Genomic DNA, 21725 nt, shown 5'->3' on the forward strand with positions numbered 1-21725 from the left:
GGATCCGCGTGCAGGGCTGGCCGACCACTGTAGGCACCGGGCGAGGCGCCGTGCCAGGGCGCACGCGCGCCGTCCTCCTGCCCCTCGCCCTGCGCCGTCCGCCCCCGTGTGTGCGCCCTGCCCGGCCGCCCGTGACCTGCAGTCTCAGCCGTCCCAGGACCAGTCCGCCACCTCGGGAAGGTCGGTGCCGTGGACCCGGATCCAGTCGTGGTGGCGCAGCCGCGCGTCCTCCATCCGCTGGCGTACGGCCGCCGCGCGCACCGCGAGCCCGGGGACGCGGTCGATGACGTCCATGACGAGGCGGTAGCGGTCGAGGTCGTTGCGGACGACCATGTCGAACGGCGTGGTCGTGGTGCCGATCTCCTTGTAGCCGCGCACGTGCAGGTTGCCGTGACCGGCCCTGCGGTAGGCGAGGCGGTGGATCAGCCACGGATAGCCGTGGTACGCGAAGATGACCGGCTTGTCGGCCGTGAACAGGCCGTCGTACTCGAAGTCGCTCATGCCGTGCGGGTGTTCCTCGCTCGGCATCAGGCGGGCGATGTCGACGACGTTGACGACACGGACCGCGAGTTCGGGCAGGTTGCGGCGCAGCAACTGGGCGGCGGCGAGCACCTCCTGGGTCGGGACGTCCCCCGCGCAGGCGAGGACGACGTCGGGCTCACGGCTGCCGTTCTCGGTGCCGGCCCAGTCCCAGATCCCGGCTCCGCGCGCGCAGTGGACCCGGGCGGCGTCCATGGACAGCCAGTCGAAGCAGGGCTGTTTGCCGGCCACGATGACGTTGACGTAGTCGCGGCTGCGCAGGGCGTGGTCCGCGACCGACAGCAGGGTGTTGGCGTCCGGCGGCAGATAGACCCGTACCGCCTCGGGGCTCTTGTTGAGGATGTGGTCGACGAAACCGGGGTCCTGGTGGGAGAAGCCGTTGTGGTCCTGGCGCCAGACGTGGGAGGTGAGCAGGTAGTTGAGGGAGGCGATGGAGGCGCGCCAGGGCAGCCGCCGGGTCACCCGCAGCCACTTGATGTGCTGGTTGACCATCGAGTCGACGATGTGCGCGAACGCCTCGTAGCAGGAGAACAGTCCGTGACGGCCCGTCAGGAGATAGCCCTCCAGCCAGCCTTGGCAGGTGTGTTCGGAGAGGATCTCCATCACCCGGCCGTGCCGGTCGAGGTGTTCGTCGACCTGGAGGGTCTGCGCCTGCCAGGCCTTGCCGCTCGCGCCGTAGACGGCCTGGAGGCGGTTGGAGGCGGTCTCGTCGGGGCCGACGAGCCGGAAGTCCCGGCGCCCGGCGGTGGATCGCATGACGTCTTCGAGCAACTGGCCGAGGACGCCGGTGGGTTCGTGCAGGGTGGTGCCGGGCTTGTCGACGGGGACGGCGTGGGAGTCGAGGCCCGGCAGGGGAAGTTCACGCAGGAGGAGTCCGCCGTTGGCGTGCGGGGTGGCGCCGAGGCGGCGGGTGCCCTCGGGGATCCAGGCGAGGACGTCGAGGCGGGGGGCGCCGCGCTCGTCGAAGAGTTCCTCGGGCCGGTAGGAGCGCAGCCAGGCCTCCAGCTGGCGCAGGTGGTCGGGGTTGTCCCGGACGGCGGGCAGCGGGACCTGGTGGGCGCGCCAGGTGCCCTCCACCGGCAGCCGGTCGACATGGGCGGGACCGGTCCAGCCCTTCGGGGTGCGCAGCACGATGACAGGCCAGCGCGGCCGCTCCCCGGCACCCTCCACACGGGCGGCGCGCTGCAGGGCGGCGATGCGGTCCAGCGCCGTGTCCATGGCCTGCGCCATCGCCCGGTGGACGGCGTACGGCTCGTCGCCGGTGACGTGGATGGGGTCGTGGCCGTAGCCGCGCAGCAGGTCGTCGAGTTCGGACTCGGGGATACGGGAGAGGACGGTCGGGTTGGCGATCTTGTAGCCGTTGAGGTGGAGGATCGGCAGGACGGCGCCGTCGTGGACCGGGTCGAGGAACTTGTTGGAGTGCCAGGAGGCGGCCAGCGGCCCGGTCTCCGCCTCGCCGTCACCGATGACGCAGGCGACGAGCAGGTCCGGGTTGTCGAAGGCGGCGCCGTAGGCGTGGGAGAGGGAGTAGCCGAGCTCGCCGCCCTCGTGGATCGAGCCGGGTGTCTCGGGCGCGACATGGCTGGGCACTCCGCCGGGGAAGGAGAACTGCCGGAACAGCCGGGCCATGCCGGCCGCGTCCCGGGTGACGTCGGGGTAGGTCTCGGTGTACGAGCCCTCCAGCCAGGAGTTGGCGACCACCGCCGGACCCCCGTGCCCCGGACCCCACACGCACAGGGCGTTCAGGTCGCGGCCCCGGATCACCCGGTTGAGGTGGGTGTACACGAGGTTGAGACCGGGCGAGGTGCCCCAGTGGCCGAGCAGCCGCGGCTTGACGTGCTCGGGGCGCAGCGGCTCGGTGAGCAGCGGGTTGGACATCAGGTAGATCTGGCCGACGGACAGGTAGTTCGCGGCGCGCCAGTGGGCGTGCAGTGTCCTGAGCTCGTCGTCGGTGAGCCGGGCGGAGGACTGCTGCGGTTCGACGGGCATCACGGGTTCCCTTCCGGTTCGGGGTCGCGCGGAGGTGCGTGCCGGTCCGTACCTCCCCACTGTCTCCGGTCCACCGGGTACCCCACAGAGCCGACCGGCCCATACGGCCGAGCGTATGCGTCCTTAAGAGGCAGGGGTCGTCCTCAGCGAGCGGTGCGGTCCGTGTCGAGGCCGGCGATGTGCTCCACGTTGCGGATGTCCTCGGCGTCCGGGCCGGCCTCGGCGCCGAACCAGGCGTCCAGGATCTCCTTGAGCAGCGGCTCGGAGGTCAGGCGCAGGCTGAGGGCGAGGACGTTCGCGTCGTTCCAGCGGCGGGCGCCGTCGGCCGTGTAGGCGTCGGCGCACAGGGCTGCCCGGACGCCGGGCACCTTGTTGGCGGCGATCGACGCGCCGGTGCCGGTCCAGCAGCACACCACGGCCTGCGCCGAGATCCCGTCGGCGACGTCCCGCGCCGCCGCCTCCGAGCACACCGCCCACTGCGGGTCGTCGCCGGGGCGCAGCGCGCCGTGGGTCACGACGTCGTGCCCGCGCCCGCGCAGCTCCGCGACCAGGGCGCGGGCCACGGGTTCGTCCATGTCCGAGGAGACGGAGATCCGCATGTCCGCGAGCCTACTGAGCGGACGCCCGCGCTGTCGCCCCCGGGAGCCGTGTGGAGTGGGGTCAGGCGGCCCCCCAGGAGTCCCTGGTCAGCCCCACCGGGTTCGCGTCCGGGATGATCCCCGAGTCCAGGACGGTCCGGGCGAGGGGTTCGAGCAGGTGGGCGAGACGGGCGGTGCCGTCGGCGCCGAGGGCGTCCCAGGGGCCGGCGGCCGCGGCATCCGTGTCGGCCTCGATCTCCTCGCGGGCGGAAGCCCCCTCCTTGGTGAGGTGTCCGTCCTCGTCCAGCCAGCCCCGCGCGCCCAGCCGCACCTGCGCCGCCCGCCACTGTTCCAGGTCCCACTGACGGGTCTGCCGCTGGAACTCCCCCTCCGACTCCCCCGCCGCGCACTTCAGCGCCAACGCCTCGACCGGGCCGACGCCACGCCCCACGAGGACGGCGAAATGGCCGTCTCCGCGGTGTTCGCGCAGGGTGGTCAGGGCCTGCCACAGCCTGATGTGCGGCTCGGCGGGGCGGGCGAGCGCCTGATTGGCGGCGCCGAGCACCCGCCCCGCCGTGTCCGCCGCCTCGGCCGCCGCCCAAGCCAGGTCGGCCGCCTCGGCCAGTTCGTCGGAGGCGACGACTTCCGGGCCGTAGAGGCTGCTCATCGCCGCGCCGACGGCACGCGCGCGTGCGGCGAGCACGGCCGCCGGGTCGGCGTACCCCCACGCGTCCGGCAGGGCGCGGGTGACGCGGTCGGGGTGGAAGACGTAGAAGCAGCTGGTGACCACCGAGGCGGGCGCGGGGCCGAGGGGGGCCGCGCGCAGGGCGAAGTAACCCATCCAGTAGCCGCGCAGGCCGAGTTCGTCGGCGGCCCGGCGTACCTCGGGGGTGAAGTAGACCAGGTCGTGGACCGGTTCGAACCGCTCCCACATGCTCCGTGCGACGGTGTCCCCCACTGCGTTCCTCCCGGTGCGTCGTCGGCGGGTGCCGGGAGGCAGCATCCGTCATGACAGGCGTCATAACAACCCCGTCGGGCGTTGTCAGTACCGAGCAGCCGGTGGTGTTACTCGGCCCGGAGGGCGAGGCCGGCATGGTCGCGGGGAACGTGTCGGACTTCCTGTCGCCGACGGCTTCGGCCCGATGAAGGCCGCGATCAACCCGGACCGCGACGTCCGCCGGACAGGTCGAGGAACGCCGAGACGGTCTCGACGAACCGCCCGGAGTCGTCCAGCCAGGGGTGGTGCCCCGCTCCCGGCTGGACGACGAGGGAGGCGACCGGGAACAGTTCGGCGAACTCCGCGACCGAGGTGGGCGGGCTGTTCAGGTCGTACTCCCCGGCGAGCAGCAGGACGGGAGCCGAGAGGGTGGCGAGGGCGGCTCGCGTGGCCACAGGGGTGAAGGCACCCTCGGCGCCGAAGAGGGCGACGGCCTGTGTGTCGGCCGGGCGCGCATGTGCGTGGTGCTGTCGCGCGGCCTCGTCCCAACGGCCGTGGAAGAAGGGGGCGATCACGTCCCAGTCAGTGCCCCCGCCCCTGCCCTCGGTGATCGCCTCCAGGGCGGCGTACGCCTCGGGGAACCACGGCGCGTCCTTCCTGAGCCGCGCCAGCTCACGCCGCGTCTCGCCGGCGATCTCGATGCCGACGGCTCGTAGACCGGGGGCGACGAGCACGAGCCTCTCGACGCGTTCCGGATGCCGGGCCGCGTACTGCGTCACGACGTTCGCACCCGCGGAGTGGCCGAGGAGGTCGATCCGGGGAAGTCCGAGATGGGCCCGCAGGGCCTCGACGTCGTCGACGAGACGGTCACAGCGGTAGGAGGAGGTGTCCTCGGGGATCGCGGACCGCCCTGTGCCACGCAGGTCCAGGACGATCAGCCGGTGGTGCGCGGACAGACCGCCGAGAATCCCGAGGTAGGCGGAGTCCGTGGGGCCGCCGGGGACACAGACGAGCGGGGTTCCGGCGCCCGTCTCGCGGTAGGCGAGCCGGGTGCCGTCGGAGGCGCAGAAGGTGGGCATACTCCGGATCCTGACACTCATAACTCGGTTATACAACCTGGTTATGGAGACCCGTCGAGGCCCGAGCAGCACGTGAGCAGGGTGTATAACCAGGTTGTGGCAGGTGAGGAGAACATGCGGAACGGCCCGGAAACGCTGACCGAGGAGCAGGCCGAGCGCATGCTGAACGAGATCAACGAGGTCATCCGCGCGGGCGAGGAGATGCGTGCGCTGCGCGCCGAGATGATCCAGGTGTTCGCCGGCCTCGGCTGGACGCAGGACACCATCGCCCGGCTCGCCGGGATGAGCCAGCCGGCCGTGTCCAAGCAGATGACGAAGCACCGGGACGACCCGCCGCCCCCTCTGGAGCTCGCCCTCGATCAGCCCGACATCCCTTGGCTCGAAGGACGCCTGTGGGGCCTGGCCGAGGAGATCGCCGAACTCCTCGACGGCGCCGCCCACTGCACCCGGCAGCTCGGCGCCCTCACCCGGGGCAGGAAGCGCTTCACCCCGCAGACCGTCGATGCGCTGCGGCGTCTCGTCGAGGCCGACCTGAGAGTGAGCGCGACGGAGCTGCCCGCAGGGTTCCGGGCCGCGTACGACGTGATCAGCCGGGGGCTCGACCTGCCCGCGAAGGGTGAACCTCCCGCCGCCTCACCCTCGGTGCGCCGCACGCTGGCCCGGCAGCTCCAGCGCGACCGACTGCGGGGCGACTGACCCCCGCACGCTTATGGACGGGTCCCGCGGGGCTGACCTAGGGTGCCATAGCAAGCGCTTTCCGGCATGCTCATGCCACTGCCTGCCCGTCCGCCGCACCGCACCGCACGGAAGGGAAAGCGTCTCGTGCCGCACTCCTCCCCGAAGGACCCGAAGGATCCGAAGGACCTGCCGAGCCTCCCGAACCTGTCGGCCCCCTGGCCGTTGACCCGTAAGTCGTTCCTGCGGGGCATGGCGGCGACCGGGGTCGCCCCCTTGCTCCCCGCCGCACTTCCGGCGTCCGACGCGGCGGCCTCGTCGAACCGCCCGGACTTCGAGCTCGTCCGGGACGGAGTCGCCGTCGCCCTCCACGTCGACGCGGCCGACGACCCCGCGGTGCTCCGCGTCGCCGGCGATCTTCAGTCGGACGTGGAGCGTGTGACCGGGGTCCGCCCGGAGCTGCGGAACACCCTCCCGGACGGAGCCACCGCCCTCGTACTGATCGGCACCCTCGGTGCGAGCCCCCTCATCGACCGGCTCGCGGCGCAGGGACGCCTGGACGTCTCCCGGGTGAAGGGCCACTGGGAGGCCTCGGTCACCCAGGTCGTCGACCGGCCGGCACCCGGCGTGGACCGCGCCCTGGTCATCGCGGGCAGCGACCGGCGCGGCACGGTCTACGGCGTGTACGACACCTCGGAGCGCATCGGTGTCACGCCCTGGTACTGGTGGGCGGACGTACCGGTCGAGCGGCGGGACACGGTGACCGTGCCCGCGGGGCCGCTCAAGCGGCCGGAGCCGTCCGTCCGTTACCGGGGTGTCTTCATCAACGACGAGCAGAACCTGACCACGTGGTCGCACCGCACCCAGGAACCGGACAAGAACATCGGCCCGCAGACGTACCGGCGCGTCTTCGAGCTGCTGCTGCGCCTCAAGGCCAACTACCTGTGGCCGGCGATGCATCCGTACTCGGACTTCTTCAACAAGTACCGGGAGAACCCCGAACTCGCCGACCGCTACGGCATCGTCGTCGGCTCCAGCCACCCCGAGGCGCTGCTGCGCAACGGGGTCCACGAGTGGGCGCCCTGGGCGGAGGAGCACCGGCGGGCGGACGGGAGCCTGCCGGTCTACGACTACACGGTCGACCCGGCCGTCATCTCCGCCTACTGGAGGGCCCGGGCCCGGGAGAACGCGGCGTACGAGAGCAGTTGGACGATCGGGATGCGCGGGCTGCACGACACCGCGCTGGAGACGAAGAACGCCACCACGATCCCGGAGAAGGTGGCGGTGATGAACGACATCATCGCCGACCAGCGCCGGATCCTCGCGGAGGAGGTCGGCGCGGCGGCCGAGTCGCAGATCTTCATCCCGTACAAGGAGGTCCTGGACCTGTACAACGCGGGCGTCGCGGTTCCCGACGACGTGACGCTGATCTGGCCGGACGACAACCACGGCAACATGCGCCAGCTGCCGGACGACGCGGAGCGCGCCCGGGCCGGTGGCAACGGGATCTACTACCACCTCTCCTACTGGGGCCGCCCGCGCAGTTATCTGTGGCTGGACACCACGCAACTCACCAAGGTCTGGCAGGAGTTGCGGAGGGTGTACGAGCACGGCGCGGACCGGATGTGGATCTTCAACGTCGGTGACGTCAAGTCGATCGAGACCGGGCTGTCGTTCTGTATGCACATGGCCTGGGACGTGGACCGGTGGGACGCGGGCGACGTCGAGGGCTTCCTGGTGGAGTGGTACGGGCGGCAGTTCGGGCGGCGCCGCGCTCCGGAGATCGCCGCGATCCGCGGCGAGTACTACCGGCTGGCCGCCGAACGCCGACCGGAGTTCATCGACCGGGACATCTTCTCCGTGGTCCATCACGGGGACGAGGCGGGACGCCGGACGGCCGCCTACGACCGGCTGCTGGAGCGGGTCCGCGCGGTCGGCGCCGAACTGCCCGACGCCTACCGGGACGCCTACTACGAGCTCGTCGAATATCCGGTGCACGGCGCCTACTTGATGAATCTGAAGTACTACTGGGCGGACCGCAACGCGCTCGCGGTGCGGCAGGGCCGGGGCGCCGGGGCCAACCGTTTCGCGGACCTCGCCCTGGCCGCCCACTCGGCTGAGGCCGCGCTCACCGCGCGGTACAACTCGCAGGTGGCGGGCGGTAAATGGGACGGCTGCATCAACCCGTACCCCTCCCAGATCCCCAAGGCGCCGGGGCGTCCCGCCGTCACCCGGGTTGCCCGGCAGGAGACGTCCGGGCTGGGTGTGGCCGCCGAGGGGAACGAGACCGGCGCGGACCGTCCGCTCGTCTTCTCCTCCGTCACCCGCCGCCGGCGTTTCGTGGACGTGTTCAACACCGGTTTCCTGCCGCTGGCCTGGACGGCCGAGGCCGACCGCCCCTGGGTGAAGCTGAGTTCGAGCGGCGGCTCCCTCACCGAGCAGATCCGGGTGTGGGTCGAGGTCGACTGGTCGCTCGCCCCCGAGGGCGCCCCCGAGGGCGCCCTCGACGCCACGGTCGTCGTCACCGGTGCGGATCGGCGCGTCGAGGTGCCGTTGCGGGTGGCCGACGCCGGGGAGCGGGTCCGGCGCCGGGCGCGTGGGTTCGTGGAGGCCGACGGCTGTGTCTCGATCGACGCCGCCCACACCGAGCGCCGGGTGGCGCGCGGCGGGGCCCGCTGGCGGACCGTACGCGGTCTCGGACGTCGTACGGGCGCGGTCGAGGCGGTACCGTCCACGGCGGCTCCGGTCACCGGGGAGTACTCCGTCCGGGCTCCGGAGCTGCGGTACCGGGTGCGTTTCACGAGCACCGGCGTCCTTCCGGTGACCGTGTTCCGGCTGCCCTCGCTGGACGAGCGCGGCGCGCGGCGGCTGGCGGTCGGCCTCGACGACCAGCCGGTGACCGTGCTGACGGGGCAGCACATCGCCACGGGCAACCGTGGGGACGCCTGGGCGCGCAATGTCGAGGAGGGCGTCGAGAAGCTGACCGCCACGGTGACGGTCGCCGAGCCCGGTGAGCATGTGCTGCGCGTCTTCATGGTCGATCCCGGGATCGCCGTGGACCAGATCGTGATCGACACGGGCGGGGTCCCGGCCGCCGCCGGTCTGGCCCCGCCCGAGAGCTACCACCCGGTGTTCAATCCCGAGCCGGACACCGGAACCGGGCCGACGGCAGCGGACCAGTAGCGGTTGCGGTACCCGACCAGCAGCGGTTTCGGTCCTTCAGGCCGACGCCCGCAGTACCCGCGACAGCCCCAGCGCCGCCGTCCGTACGGCGGGGGCGAGTTGGGCGGGGCTGAAGCGGGAGCGGGGTACGGCCACGGAGAGGGCGGCGACCGTGGTGCCGCCGGCGAAGACGGGGGCCGCGATGCAGCTCACGCCCAGTGCGGCCTCCTGCTCCTCGTAGGCGAGGCCGGAGACCTGGATCTTCTCCAGGGCCATCCGCAGCCGGGCGGGGTCGGTGATGGAGTGCGGGGTGAGGCTCGGCAGCGGCCGGGACAGCACCTCCTCCGTCAGTTCGGCGCCGGAGAACGCGAGCAGGGCCTTGCCGACGCCCGTGCAGCTCAGCGGGAGGCTGCCGCCGATACGGGAGGGCAGGCGCAGGGCCTCGTGGCCGTGGATCCGCTCCAGGTAGACGACCTCCAGCCCCTCGCGTACGCCGAGGTGGACGGTCTCGCGGGTGGCCTCGAACAGATCCTGTAGGAAGGGCAGGGCCGCCTCGCGCAGATCGAGCCGGTGCGGCACGAGCGAGCCCAGCTCGAACAGCTTGGTGCCGAGCCGGTACCGGGCTCCGGCGCGCTCCAGCCAGCCCAGGCGGACGAGGTCGGCGGCCAGCCGGTGGACGGTGGGTTTGGGCAGCCCCGTACGCTCCGAAAGTTCCGACAGGCGGAACGGGCCACCGCTGGGGCTGAAGCTCTCCAGGATGACCGCCGCTTTCTCCAGCATGCTGCCACCGTTGTTGTTCCGTGTCACGGAACAGAGTTTGTCCCCTGGTCGCGGAGGTGTCTATATCGGTGATCGAAGCACCACTCCCCTCTGGTACACCCACCGCTCCCCCGGTGACCGCCCTCGCTTCCCCTGGAGGTATCCCCGTGTCGCCCCCTCTCGAAGGCGCCCGCAGGGACGCAGCCCCACCACCGGCCGTCGTCAAGGCCGCCGACCGGCTCGCGGAGGCCACCCGCACCGGGGCCGCCTGTCCGCCCGTACGTGATCTGTTCGACGACGACGGCGGCGGCGATCTGGAGACCGCGTACGCGGTGCAGCAGCTGAACGTGCGGCGCGGCCTCGACGCCGGCCGCCGGATCGTCGGCCGGAAGATCGGTCTGACCTCCGTGGCCGTCCAGCGCCAGCTCGGCGTGGACCGGCCCGACTTCGGTGCGCTGTTCGCGGACATGGCCGTGCCGGACGGCGGTGAGGTGCCCGTGGGGCGCCTGCTGCAGCCGAAGGTGGAGGCCGAGGTCGCACTGGTGCTCGGGCGGGATCTGCCGGACCGGCGGTGCACGGTCGTGGACGTGCTGCGGGCGGTGGACTTCGCGCTCCCGGCGTTGGAGATCGTCGACAGCCGGGTGCGCGGGTGGGACATCTCCCTGGTCGACACGGTCGCCGACAACGCCTCCTGCGGGCTGTACGTCCTCGGGGCCACGCCCGTACCGCTGACCGCCGTCGATCTGCGGACCGTGTCGATGACCATGACCCGCGACGGCGAGCCTGTCTCGCGGGGGACGGGCGCCGACTGTCTCGGCAGTCCGCTGAACGCGGCGGTCTGGCTGGCCTCGGCGCTGGCCGAGCGGGGCGATCCGCTGCGGGCGGGCGACCTCGTGCTGACCGGCGCGCTGGGCCCGATGGCTCCCGCGGCACCGGGCGACAGGTTCGAGGCCCGTATCTCCGGCCTGGGATCCGTGCAGGTCGGATTCGCCACGGAAGGGGACGCGCGGTGAGCAGTTCGACGAAGGTCGCCGTCGTCGGCTCCGGCAATATCGGAACCGACCTCATGATCAAGGTTCTACGGCTGTCGGAGAGCCTGGAGATCGTCGCCATGGCCGGGATCGACCCGGACTCCGACGGCCTCGCCCGGGCCCGCCGGCTCAAGGTCGCCACGACCCACGAGGGTGTGGCGGGACTCGTCGCGCTGGACGAGTTCGCCGACGTCGAGATCGTCTTCGACGCGACCTCCGCCGGCGCCCACCGGCACCACGACGAGGTGCTGCGCCCGCTCGGCCGCACCCTGGTCGACCTCACCCCGGCCGCCCTCGGCCCGTACGTCGTCCCGCCGGTCAACGGCGACGCCCATCTCGACGCCCCGAACGTCAACATGGTCACCTGCGGCGGTCAGGCGACCATCCCGGTCGTCGCGGCGGTCGACGCCGTCGCGCCGGTCCACTACGGCGAGATCGTCGCGTCCATCGCCTCCCGCTCCGCCGGACCGGGCACCCGCGCCAACATCGACGAGTTCACGGAGACCACGTCCAGCGCGATCGAGCAGGTCGGCGGGGCCGCGAAGGGCAAGGCGATCATCGTCCTCAACCCTGCCGAACCGCCGCTGATCATGCGGGACACGGTGCACTGTCTGGTCTCGGACTGCGCCACCGAGGCGGTCACGGCCTCGGTGGAGGAGATGGTCGGCCGCGTCCAGGAATACGTGCCGGGGTACCGCCTCAAGCAGAAGGTGCAGTTCGAGCGTGTACCGGCGGACGACCCGCTGCGCACGCTCGCCGCCCCGGGCACCGGCGAGGCCCTCAAGGTCTCGGTGTTCCTGGAGGTCGAGGGCGCCGCCCACTACCTGCCCTCCTACGCCGGGAACCTCGACATCATGACCTCGGCCGCGCTGCGCACCGCGGAGCGCATGGCCGCCCGACGTGCCACGGAGGTGGCGGCCCGATGACCCGTCTGTACGTCCAGGACGTCACCCTCAGGGACGGCATGCACGCCGTCCGGCACCGCTACACCGTCGAGCAGGCCCGTGTCATCGCCTCGGCGCTGGACGCGGCCGGGGTGGCCGCGATCGAGATCGCCCACGGCGACGGGCTGGCCGGCTCCAGCATCACCTACGGCGTCGGCGCCCACACCGACTGGGAGTGGATCGAGGCGGTCACCGAGGTCACGCAGAACGCCGTGCCCACCACGCTCCTGCTGCCCGGCATCGGCACGCTGCGCGAGCTGCGGCGGGCGCACGCGCTCGGCATCCGCTCGGTGCGGGTGGCCACCCACTGCACCGAGGCGGACATCGCGGCGCAGCACATCTCCGCCGCGCGCGACCTGGGCATGGACGTCGCCGGGTTCCTGATGATGTCCCACCTGGCCGAGCCCGCCGAACTGGCCCGCCAGGCCAAGCTGATGGAGTCCTACGGCGCGCACTGCGTGTACGTCACCGACTCCGGCGGGCGGCTCACCATGGACGGGGTCCGCGACCGCTTCCGCGCCTACCGGGACGTCCTCGACCCGGCCACGGAGCTGGGCATCCACGCCCACCACAACCTCGCCCTGGGTGTGGCCAACACCGTGGTCGCCGTCGAGAGCGGCGCCGTGCGCGTCGACGCCTCGCTGGCCGGTCAGGGTGCGGGGGCGGGCAACTGTCCGCTGGAGGCGTTCGTCGCGGTCGCCGACCTCATGGGCTGGGACCACGCCTGCGACCTGTTCCCGCTGACGGACGCCGCCGACGATCTCGTACGGCCGCTGCAGGACCGCGAGGTGCGGGTGGACCGCGAGACGCTGAGTCTCGGCTACGCGGGCGTCTACTCCAGCTTCCTGCGGCACGCCGAGACCGCGGCGGCCCGGTACGGGCTCGACACGCGCTCCATCCTGGTCGAGGTCGGCCGGCGCGGCATGGTCGGCGGGCAGGAGGACATGATCACCGACATCGCGCTGGACCTGGCGGCACGGAGCTGATCCGGGGCTCGTAGGGTCGCGGTCCCTCGGGTGGCCCGGGGCACGGACCCGTCTGCCGCATGCGCGAGACTGGGCCGTGCACAGGGCACCGACCGGGAGGGAACAGCCGCGTGATCATCTTCGGCACCAAGGGGTATCTGTACCAGCTGGCGATCCTGACGCTGGTGTGCGGGCGGTGCGGCAACCCGGCCGCGCACACGCTGCGCAAGCGGGTCACCAAGTTCACGCTGTTCTTCGTGCCGTTGTTCCCGGTCTCGACGAAGTACCTGACGCAGTGCACGTTCTGCGGCGCCGAGCAGAAGGTGACCGGGGAGCAGGCGGAGCGGCTGCGGGCCCAGGGGGCCGTCACCGGGTGAGCCCCGCCCGGTCGCAGGCGGCCCGTATCTCCCGGGTGCAGATCCGGTCGACGGTGTAGACGCCGTCCTTGACCAGGGTCTGTTCGATGTCGGCTGCCGTGACCGCGTACGGCGTGAGCAGGACGGCCGGGATGTTGTGGTGGGTGGGGCTGTCGACGGTGGTCGGCGCGTGCTCGCGGGCGTCCTCGCCGCGGCCGAGCGCGACGGCCATGGCGGCGGCCTCGGCGGCCTCCTTGCGGAAGGGCTTGTAGACCGTCATGTACTGCTCGCCCTTGACGATGCGCCGTACGGCGTCGAGGTCGGCGTCCTGGCCGGTGACGGGCGGCATCCGGGTGACGCCGGCGCTCTTGAAGGCGGAGATGACGCCCGAGGCGATGCTGTCGTTGGCCGCCAGGACCCCGTCGATCCCGTAGGGGCCGAGGGCGGCGATGGCCGCGGACATGTTGGCGTGGGCTGCCTGGGTGCTCCAGTCCTGGGTCTCGTACGACCTGGCGATGCGGACCTGGTCCTGGATGACGGACAGCGCGCCCCGCCGGTACCAGGCGGCGTTGGGGCTGGTCGGGTCGCCGTTCATCATGACGACCGTCCGGCCGTCGGCCCGCTTCTCCAGGCCCTCCAGCAGCGCGTGGCCCTGGAGCCGGCCGACCTGCAGGGCGTCGAAACCGACGTAGCCGGAGATCGGGCCCTCGGCGAGCCGGTCGTAGGCGACGACGGGGACGCCCGCCCTGCGCGCCTCCTGGATCGAGGAGCGCAGGGCCCGGGTGTCGGCGGCGTCGAGGATCAGGACCCCGGCCCCTTTGGTGATCATGGAGATCATCTGTTGTCGCTGCCGGGTCGGGTCGTTCTCGGCGTTGGCGTACGCGAAGGAGCACCGGGGGCAGAGCTTCTTGACCTGCGCCTGGATGAGCGGCCGGTCGGAGTGCTCCCAGCGGGGGACCGAGCGGCTGGGCAGGAGCAGGCCGACGGTGAAGGCGTCGGACTCGCTGCCGGCGTCACCCTCGCCGCAGGCGGCCGCGGGCAGCGCGAGGAGGGCGGCGGCGAGCGCCGCGGCGAGCGGCCTGCCACGCGGCCTCATGGCATACCACCGGCTTTCCTCTCGGCGGCCGGTTGTCCGTCGGGGGCGCCGACGGGGTCGCCGTCGGGTTCTCCGTCCGGTACGACGATCTCGCTCCACACCTGTTTGCCGCCGGCCACCGGGACCGAGCCGGAGGACTCCGACATCGCCTCGACCAGCATCAGTCCCCGGCCGCCGGTGGACTCCCAGTCCACGATCACGGGCTTGGCGGGCGCGCGGGGCGAGGAGTCGCTGACGCCGACCCGGACCCGGTCCCCGCGCAGCACCAGGTCGAGCCGGACCGGGCCCTGGGTGTGCACCAGGGCGTTGGTGACGAGTTCGGAGACGACCAGCAGCACCGGGTCGGCGGCTTCCGGGACCTTCCAGCGGCGCAGGGTGCGCGCGGTGAAGCGGCGGGCGTGCATGACGGCGTCGGGCAGCCGCCACACCATCCAGCCGGCCCGGATGGGGCGGGTCTCCATGCCGTCGTAGCGCAGGAGCAGCAGGGCCACGTCGTCCTCGCGGCGGCCCGCGTCGCCGAGCAGTTCGTCGGCCATCGCTCCCGGGTCGGCGGGGTCGGCCGCGGCGAGCGCGGTGCGGGTGCGGCGCATGCCCTCGTCGAGCGGCAGGTCGGAGGCCTCGACCAGGCCGTCGGTGACGAGGGCGAGGACGGTACCGGGGGCGAGCGCGACCGAGGTCATGGGGAACTCCGCCTCGGCGAGGATGCCGAGCGGTGGCCCGCCCGCGACCTCCACCTCCTCGGTGCCGCCGTCGGGATGGCGCACCAGCGGCGCGAGGTGCCCGGCGCGGACGAAGAGGGTGTTGCCCTCCTCCATGTCGAGTTCGGCGTAGCAGCAGGTCGCGAAGAGGTCGGTCTCCATGGCGACGAGGAGCCGGTTGGCGTGCGAGACGACGACGTCGGGCGGATGGCCCTCCATGGCGTACGCCCTGACCGCGGTCCGCATCTGGCCCATGATCGTGGCGGCTCCGGCGCTGTGGCCCTGGACGTCGCCGATGACCAGGGCCACCCTGTCCTCGGACAGGGCGATGACGTCGTACCAGTCGCCGCCCACCTGGAGTCCCCGGCGTGCGGGCAGATAGCGGGCGACGGCGGTCCCGCCGGGGAGTTCGGGCAGTCGGCGGGGCAGCAGGCTGCGCTGGAGCATGGTGGCGAGTTCCTGCTCCGCGTCATGGGCGTGGGCACGCTGGAGGGCCTGGCCGACGAGGGCCGCGGTGGCGGTGAGCAGGGAGCGTTCCTCGGGGACGAACTCGTGCGGGAGGTCCCAGCCGACCAGGCACACCCCGGCGACCCGGCCCTTGGCGGGCAGCGGCAGGACGGCGAGTCCGCCGGGGCCGATGCCGGCCAGGCCGGGTTCGAGGGCGGTGCCGGCGGGCCAGAGGTCCATCCGGCCGTCGCCGAGGGCCGCCTGGAGGGTGGGCAGTGAGCGGACGGGCGCGTCGGGCCACTCGGTGCGCCATTCGGCGCGCCAGGCGTCCGGCCAGGCGGCGGGCTCAGGCGGGTCCAGGACGGTGACCATCAGCCGGTCGTCCTGGAGGGCGGCGAGGGCCACCCGGTCGGCGCCCAGCGGCTCGCGCAGGGCGGAGACCACCACGCGGCCGACGTCACCGGTGGTCACGGCGTCGTCGAGGGCGGCGGTCAGCCACTGGATGCGGGAGACGTCATCGGCGCTGCGGCGCAGCACCGGGGTGGCGGTCACCACGCCCAGCACCTGTTCCGGCCGGTCGGCGGTGGCCGCCTCGGCGCGGCAGCTCAGGCTCAGCCAGCGCATCTCGCCCGTGGGACCGCGCACCCGGAACTCCAGATCACGCCGGCCGGAGGCCTGGGGGGAGGGCTCCAGGACGGACATCAGGGCGTGCATGTCCTCGGGGAGGGCGTGGGCGAGCAGGGTGTCGACCTTGCCGTCGAAGTCGTCCGCCGAGATGCCGACCAGGTCGAGCAGCGTGCCGTCGGCCTCGATCAGTCCGGTGTCGGGGACCAGGACGAAGGAGCCGACGCGCAGGCTGCGCAGGGCCGGGTCCAGGAGTGAGGACGGCTCGGGCGGGCCCGTCACGGGCTGGAGCAGGCCGGCGACCGCGTCGGCGTAGCGCTCCAGGAAGCGGCGCTGGTCGGCCTCGAAGCCGTCCGCGGAGGCGCAGGTGACGACGAGACAGCCGACCCGGCGGCCCTCCACGTCGAGGGGCAGCGCGCCGAGCGAGGGGTCCGCGGTCAGCCACAGGGGGCGGTCGGTGAGGAAGGCGCGCGCGGCGGGTGAGTCACCGGACAGGGGGAGCCGGACCGGTGGCCCCGGCTCGGAGGGGGTACATCCCGCCGAGTCCACCAGCCGAAGCTCTTCGTTCCCGGCCCCGGGCGTGTAGACCGCCGCCTGTGTCGCTCCGGCCAAGATCAGGGCCCGGTCGAGGCATGTCCGCAACGTACCTCCCGTCCCCGCCGCGGGTGCCGACAGGTTGAGAACGGGGCACCCACCCACCAGAATCGCATATACGAACCAACCGGACACACCTACTCGATGCCTCACCCATCGTCTGCCTGTCGTCACCAACGTCGTCTACGCCAGCCAGGTATCCCCCATGAAGGTCTGCATACGGGACACGGCCGCCGCCGTGACCGCGGTCTCGGCGGTCGTCGCCCTCGCGGCCTGCGGGGCGGGCGCCGGAGGCGACCCCGGCGGGGGGAACACGCCGAGCATCGGTCTGCTGCTGCCGGACGCCACCACGGCGCGCTGGGAGGCGCAGGACCGGCCGCTGCTGGAGAAGAAGATCAAGGAACTGTGCGACACCTGCGTGGTCGAGCACGCCAACGCCAGAGGTGAGGTGGGCACCCAGCAGGAGCAGATGGACTCGATGATCACCAAGGGCGTGGACGCCATCGTGCTGGTGGCGGTGGACGGCAAGTCGCTCGCCTCGTCGGTCTCGGAGGCCCGCGCGGCGGGCATCCCCGTGATCGCCTACGACCGGCTCGCCCAGGGCCCGATCTCCGGCTATGTCTCCTTCGACGGCAAGGAGGTCGGCAGACTCCAGGGCCGGGCCCTGCTCAAGGCGATGGGCGACGGGAGCGACGGGAGCGACGGGACACCCCAGCCGCAGATCGTGATGATGAACGGCGATCCCGCCGACCCGAACAGCGCGCTGTTCAAGGAGGGCGCGCTGTCCGTCCTGCAGGGGAAGGTGAAGATCGGCAAGGCGTACGACACCCCGCTGTGGCGGGCGGAGACCGCGCACATGAACATGTCCGCGGCCATCGCGGCCCTCGGCGCCGACGCCATCGACGGGGTCTACGCGGCCAACGACGGGCTCGCCGGCGGGAGCATCTCGGCGCTGAAGGCGAACAAGGTGGCTCCGCTGCCCCCGGTCACCGGCCAGGACGCCGAACTGGGCGCGCTGCGCCGGATCGTGGCCGGCGACCAGTACATGACCGTCTTCAAGCCCTTCGGTCCGGAGGCCGCGGCGGGCGGTGCGATGGCCGTGGCCGCGGCCCGCCGGGAGGCCCTGGAGGAGGTCGCGACGAGCGAGGTGACGCCGCGCGGCGGCGAGCGGGTCCCGGCCGTGCTGCTCACGCCGATGTCCGTGACCGCCGACACCATCAAGGACACCGTCGTGAAGGAAGGCCTGCACACGGTCCAGCAGATCTGCACCCCTCAGCTCCGGGCCGCCTGCGAGGAGGCGGGGCTGATCTGACGGGCCGCATCGCGCGGACTCCGGCCTGGTCCGGGGCCAGGGAAGGAGTTGGTTGCCGTGCCGGATCCCCCCTTGCTGGCATTGCGCGGGGTGTGCAAGCGCTTCGGCGTCGTCGACGTCCTCACGGACATCGAGCTGGAGATCCACTCCGGCCAGGTCGTCGCCCTCCTCGGGGACAACGGGGCCGGCAAGTCCACGCTGGTGAAGGTGATCTCCGGGGTGGCGCCCGCGGAGAAGGGCGTCATCGAGTGGGAGGGCCGCGCGGTCCACATCAGGCGCCCGCAGGACGCGCGGGACCTCGGCATCGCCACCGTCTACCAGGACCTCGCACTGTGCGGGAACCTCGACGTGGTCGGGAACCTGTTCCTCGGGCGGGAGATCCGCCGGTACGGGTTCCTCGACGAGATGGAGATGGAACGCCGCACCCAGGAGCTGCTGGAGCGTCTGACGCGGCGGGTGCCCGATCTGCGCGGGCCCGTCGCCTCGCTCTCCAGCGGCCAGCGGCAGACGGTCGCCATCGCCCGCTCGCTCCTCGGCGAACCGCGCGTCCTGCTCCTCGACGAGCCGACCGCCGCGCTCGGGTTCGAGCAGACCTCCGAGATCCTGGACCTCATCGACCGGCTGCGGGACCGGGGGCTGGGGGTGCTGCTGATCAGCCACAGCATGGGGGACGTGAAGGCCCTCGCGGACCGGGCCGCGGTGCTGCGGCTCGGCCGCAACAACGGCTTCTTCGACGTGAACACCGCCTCGCAGGAGCAGATCATCGCGTCCATCACCGGCGCCACGGAGAACGTGCCCCGCCGGCCGTCCCACCGGGAGTCGGGGTGGTGAAAGACATGCGCAAGGTGGTGGACGGGGCCCCGGCCGAGCCCACCGCGTCCGGCGGCGAGGCCCGTCCGCCGCGGCGCGAGCGGCTGACCTCCCGCGCCGTGGACGGCGGGGTCCGCGCGCTGCGCGGCACGCTCGCGCTGCTGCAGCGCAAGGTGCGGGCGGGCGAACTGGGCTCACTGCCTGTCGTCATGGTTCTCGCCGTCGTCTGGATCACCTTCCAGTCGCTCAACCCGAACTACCTGTCCCCGCGCAACCTGTCCAACCTCAGCGTGGACATCGTGGGGACCGGCCTCATCGCGGTCGGCATCGTGTTCGTGCTGCTGCTCGGCGAACTCGATCTGTCCGTGGGGTCGATCAGCGGCTTCGCGGCGGCGGTCTTCACCGTGCTGAACGTGAACAACGGCGTCCCCGAGTGGCTCGCGCTCGTCGTCGGGATCCTCACCGGCACCGTCGCGGGCACGATCCAGGGCTTCTCCGTCGCCCGGACCCGGGTCCCGGCGTTCGTGGTCACGCTCGCGGGGCTGCTCACCTGGAACGGCCTCATGCTCGCCGTGCTCGGCGACAGCGGCACCGTCAACCTCGACGAGGACGGGCTCGTCGCCAAGCTGACCAGCTACTACTTCACTCAGGACGCCGTCGCCTACGGTCTGGCCGCGGTGGCCACCGCGGCGGTCTTCCTCGCGGCCGACCTGGACAGACGGCGCCGCCAGGCCGTCGGCATGCCGCACCGCTCCCTCACGGCCGTGGCGGCGCGCACCTCTCTCACGGCGGTGATGGCGTTCGGTGTCGCCTACCTCCTCAACCGTTTCCAGGGGCTGCCGCTCGCCTTGCTGATCTTCCTCGTGATGGTGGCCGGCCTCGACATCCTGCTGCGCCGCACCCATTACGGGCGGCAGGTGTACGCCCTCGGCGGCAGCATCGAGGCCGCCCGCCGCGCCAGCCTCAGCGTGTTCCGGGTCCAGACCGCCGTGCTCGCCGTGTCCGGCACCATGGCCGCGATCGGCGGCCTGTTCCTGGCCTCGCGCATCACCTCGGTGAGCCAGGGCTCGGGCTCGGGCGTCCTGCTGGTGAACGCGATCGCGGCGGCTGTGATCGGCGGCACGAGTCTCTTCGGCGGGCGCGGTACGACCTGGTCGGCGGTGCTCGGCATGCTCGTCATCCAGTCGATCGCCTCGGGCATGGCGATCACGGACACTCCTCCGGCCGTCCAGTTCGTGATCACGGGTGGGGTACTGTTCGCGGCCGTGGTCATCGACGCGCTGTCCCGGCACTCGCAGGAGGCGCACGGGCGGGCGTGACCGCCACAGGGGCCTCACCGGCCCCGGCTACCCCCCTCACAGCACCTCCGTGATCTGCATCACATCAGGCAACCACCGCAACTTTCATTGAAAGTTTTGTCATCTAGGCTGACAAACCCTTCGGCCCCCCAGTAGGCAACGGGAGCGTCCCTCCATGACCGACAGGTCCACCGCCGTCCCCGCACAAGCCTCCGCGACGGCCTCGTACGCCCGGATCTACGAGGAACAGCAGCCGCGGCTCGTCGCGTACGCGCGCTCGCTCACCAGGAACGCCTGGACCGCCGAGGACCTCGTCGCCGAGGCGCACTTCCGGGTGTGGCGGCGGCTGGCCGAGGGGCACGAGATCGAGAACGTACCGGCGTACCTCAGGACGACGGTGCGGCATCTCGCGATCGCCTCCGGGACCGCGGTGCGCGAGACGCCCCGGGATCCGCACACCGACGAGCGGGCGGAGCCGGGCGCGCGGCACGAGGTCGACCCGGCCGAGCAGGTGTCCCAGGTCGACCTGGTGGTGCGGGTGCTGGGCCAGTTGCCCGAGCGCTGGGTCAAGGCGCTGTGGCTGGCCGAGGCGGAAGGGCAGCCGCTGGCGGCGATCGGGCCGCAGCTCGGCACCAAGGAGGGCGCGACGGCCGTCCTGCTGCACCGCGCCCGGGAGGGCATGCGGCTGGCCTTCCTGCGCACCCAGACCGGCGCCCCGGAGGACCCGGCGTGCCAGGTCCACTGGGCCCGGATGCCCGCGTACGTCCGTGGCTCCGCGACCCCGCGCCAGGGCGAGCGGCTGCTCGGTCACGTGGACGCGTGCGACGACTGCCGCGCCCGGCTCGCCGCGCTGATGCGCGCGAACGACCGGCTGCCCGCGATCGTCGCGCCGGCGCTGCTGCTGTTCGCACTGGGCGGCACGGGCAAGATCCTCATGGCCTTCACCGCGGGGTCCGCCGGTGCGGTGGCCGGCACCGGTGCGGCGGGCGGGCACGGCGCCGGTCTGCTGCACGGGGTGCGCCATGCGGCGGTCGGCGGCTCGAAGGCGCCTGCGGCGGTGGCGGCGGGTGCGCTCGTGGCGGGTGCCGCCGCGTTCGCCCTGGTCATCGGCTCGGGCGAGTCCGCTCCCGTACCGGCTCAGCGTGCCCCGGTCGCGGACGCGCCCGTGCGGCAGCTACCCGTGGCGGAGAAGCCGACGATTCCTCCCGCGCGGGCCGCCGCGCCGGTGGAGGACACCGAGGACCGGTCGACGTCCGCGCGGGTGGCCGACGCGGCGGGAGCCCCCCGGACGGACACCGCGACCACGACCACGGACGCGGCGCAGTCGTCCGACACCGGGCAGCCCACCACGACCGGGGGCGGGAACACCGCAGAGGAGCCCGCCGACGACGAGCCCTCGTCCACCGGAACCCCGCCCGAGGAAGAGCAGGCGTCTCCCCCGGCGGACGACGGCACTCCGGACGACGGCACTCCGGGCGACGACAAGGAAGAGACCCCACAGCCCCCGGCCCCCTCCCCCGAGACGCCCGGGCCCAAGACCCCGCAGCCGGAGAACCCGGAGCCCGAGCCGCCGCACACCTCGGATCCCGAGCCGGGGACCGGGGACGGCGGCGGCGACGCCGACCAGGGCACCGGGGGGACCGGTGACGGGGACTGCACGACCGGCGGGGACCAGGACAGCGGGTACGGGAAGTCCCGGAACGGTGAGGAAGGACATCACCGGGGCAGCCGCTCCGGGCGCGGGGCCGACGGGTCTGAGGGGTCCCACGGGTCCGACTGACGGGACCTCCGCCTATGACACTCGTTATAGATCCCGTGTAGGGTTCGTCCA

Annotated in this window: 17 protein-coding genes; 10 read left to right on the plus strand and 7 right to left on the minus strand. The window is 72.5% G+C overall.

Features of this window, described 5'->3' with window-relative positions; genetic code table 11:
• Positions 1–144: 144 nt before the first annotated feature.
• The 4 genes from ACLZN2_RS24485 to ACLZN2_RS24500 form a co-directional block, all read right to left on the minus strand.
• On the minus strand, positions 145–2529 hold the full coding sequence (locus ACLZN2_RS24485) for a phosphoketolase (RefSeq protein WP_416981151.1): 2385 nt from the start codon (positions 2527–2529) through the stop codon (positions 145–147).
• 143 nt (positions 2530–2672) lie between these two features.
• Positions 2673–3128, minus strand: a complete 456-nt coding sequence (locus ACLZN2_RS24490) for an RpiB/LacA/LacB family sugar-phosphate isomerase (RefSeq protein WP_416981152.1) — start codon at positions 3126–3128, stop codon at positions 2673–2675.
• A 61-nt stretch (positions 3129–3189) separates the two neighbouring features.
• On the minus strand, positions 3190–4065 hold the full coding sequence (locus ACLZN2_RS24495; RefSeq protein WP_416981153.1) for an SCO6745 family protein: 876 nt from the start codon (positions 4063–4065) through the stop codon (positions 3190–3192).
• A 197-nt stretch (positions 4066–4262) separates the two neighbouring features.
• Positions 4263–5123, minus strand: coding sequence for an alpha/beta fold hydrolase (locus ACLZN2_RS24500; protein ID WP_416981154.1), 861 nt, complete (start codon positions 5121–5123; stop codon positions 4263–4265).
• Positions 5124–5237: 114 nt separating this feature from the next.
• Between ACLZN2_RS24500 and ACLZN2_RS24505 the strand changes: the two genes are divergently transcribed.
• Both ACLZN2_RS24505 and ACLZN2_RS24510 read left to right on the plus strand, forming a co-directional pair.
• The gene (locus ACLZN2_RS24505) at positions 5238–5819 is read left to right on the plus strand and encodes a sigma-70 family RNA polymerase sigma factor (RefSeq protein ID WP_416981155.1); all 582 of its coding nucleotides are present in this window, start codon (positions 5238–5240) and stop codon (positions 5817–5819) included.
• Positions 5820–6050: 231 nt separating this feature from the next.
• On the plus strand, positions 6051–8981 hold the full coding sequence (locus tag ACLZN2_RS24510) for a glycosyl hydrolase 115 family protein (RefSeq protein WP_416981374.1): 2931 nt from the start codon (positions 6051–6053) through the stop codon (positions 8979–8981).
• 36 nt (positions 8982–9017) lie between these two features.
• Here the strand turns inward: ACLZN2_RS24510 and ACLZN2_RS24515 are convergent, their stop codons facing one another.
• The gene (locus ACLZN2_RS24515) at positions 9018–9740 is read right to left on the minus strand and encodes an IclR family transcriptional regulator (RefSeq protein ID WP_416981375.1); all 723 of its coding nucleotides are present in this window, start codon (positions 9738–9740) and stop codon (positions 9018–9020) included.
• 140 nt (positions 9741–9880) lie between these two features.
• On the opposite strand from ACLZN2_RS24515, the gene ACLZN2_RS24520 reads away from it, so the two are divergent.
• The 4 genes from ACLZN2_RS24520 (at position 9881) to ACLZN2_RS24535 (ending at position 13036) form a co-directional block, all read left to right on the plus strand.
• The gene (locus tag ACLZN2_RS24520; RefSeq protein WP_416981376.1) at positions 9881–10732 is read left to right on the plus strand and encodes a 2-keto-4-pentenoate hydratase; all 852 of its coding nucleotides are present in this window, start codon (positions 9881–9883) and stop codon (positions 10730–10732) included.
• A complete protein-coding gene (locus tag ACLZN2_RS24525; protein ID WP_416981156.1) occupies positions 10729–11676 on the plus strand; it encodes an acetaldehyde dehydrogenase (acetylating) in 948 nt (315 codons plus the stop codon). Before ACLZN2_RS24520 ends, ACLZN2_RS24525 begins: the two co-directional genes overlap by 4 nt.
• Entirely contained in the window at positions 11673–12680 is a 1008-nt protein-coding gene (gene dmpG / locus ACLZN2_RS24530; protein ID WP_416981157.1) for a 4-hydroxy-2-oxovalerate aldolase, read from the plus strand. Before ACLZN2_RS24525 ends, dmpG begins: the two co-directional genes overlap by 4 nt.
• 110 nt (positions 12681–12790) lie before the next feature.
• Positions 12791–13036, plus strand: coding sequence for a zinc-ribbon domain-containing protein (locus tag ACLZN2_RS24535; RefSeq protein WP_416981158.1), 246 nt, complete (start codon positions 12791–12793; stop codon positions 13034–13036).
• Here the strand turns inward: ACLZN2_RS24535 and ACLZN2_RS24540 are convergent.
• Positions 13026–14111 carry a sugar ABC transporter substrate-binding protein gene (locus ACLZN2_RS24540; RefSeq protein ID WP_416981159.1) on the minus strand — a complete coding sequence of 362 codons (1086 nt, stop codon included), beginning with the start codon at positions 14109–14111 and terminating at the stop codon, positions 13026–13028. The two genes, ACLZN2_RS24535 and ACLZN2_RS24540, sit on opposite strands and share 11 nt — an antisense overlap.
• Positions 14108–16522 carry a SpoIIE family protein phosphatase gene (locus ACLZN2_RS24545; protein ID WP_416981160.1) on the minus strand — a complete coding sequence of 805 codons (2415 nt, stop codon included), beginning with the start codon at positions 16520–16522 and terminating at the stop codon, positions 14108–14110. Before ACLZN2_RS24545 ends, ACLZN2_RS24540 begins: the two co-directional genes overlap by 4 nt.
• Before the next feature lie 157 nt (positions 16523–16679).
• On the opposite strand from ACLZN2_RS24545, the gene ACLZN2_RS24550 reads away from it, so the two are divergent.
• The 4 genes from ACLZN2_RS24550 (at position 16680) to ACLZN2_RS24565 (ending at position 21674) form a co-directional block, all read left to right on the plus strand.
• Positions 16680–17786, plus strand: a complete 1107-nt coding sequence (locus ACLZN2_RS24550) for a sugar ABC transporter substrate-binding protein (RefSeq protein ID WP_416981161.1) — start codon at positions 16680–16682, stop codon at positions 17784–17786.
• A 57-nt stretch (positions 17787–17843) separates the two neighbouring features.
• Entirely contained in the window at positions 17844–18617 is a 774-nt protein-coding gene (locus tag ACLZN2_RS24555; RefSeq protein WP_416981162.1) for an ATP-binding cassette domain-containing protein, read from the plus strand.
• Between the two features lie 5 nt (positions 18618–18622).
• Positions 18623–19915: a sugar ABC transporter permease gene (locus ACLZN2_RS24560; RefSeq protein ID WP_416981163.1), complete on the plus strand. Its 1293-nt coding sequence runs from the start codon at positions 18623–18625 to the stop codon at positions 19913–19915.
• 154 nt (positions 19916–20069) lie between these two features.
• On the plus strand, positions 20070–21674 hold the full coding sequence (locus ACLZN2_RS24565) for a sigma-70 family RNA polymerase sigma factor (protein ID WP_416981164.1): 1605 nt from the start codon (positions 20070–20072) through the stop codon (positions 21672–21674).
• Positions 21675–21725: the final 51 nt, after the last annotated feature.

This window comes from Streptomyces sp. T028 (genome assembly GCF_048159505.1).
GTDB lineage: Bacteria > Actinomycetota > Actinomycetes > Streptomycetales > Streptomycetaceae > Streptomyces.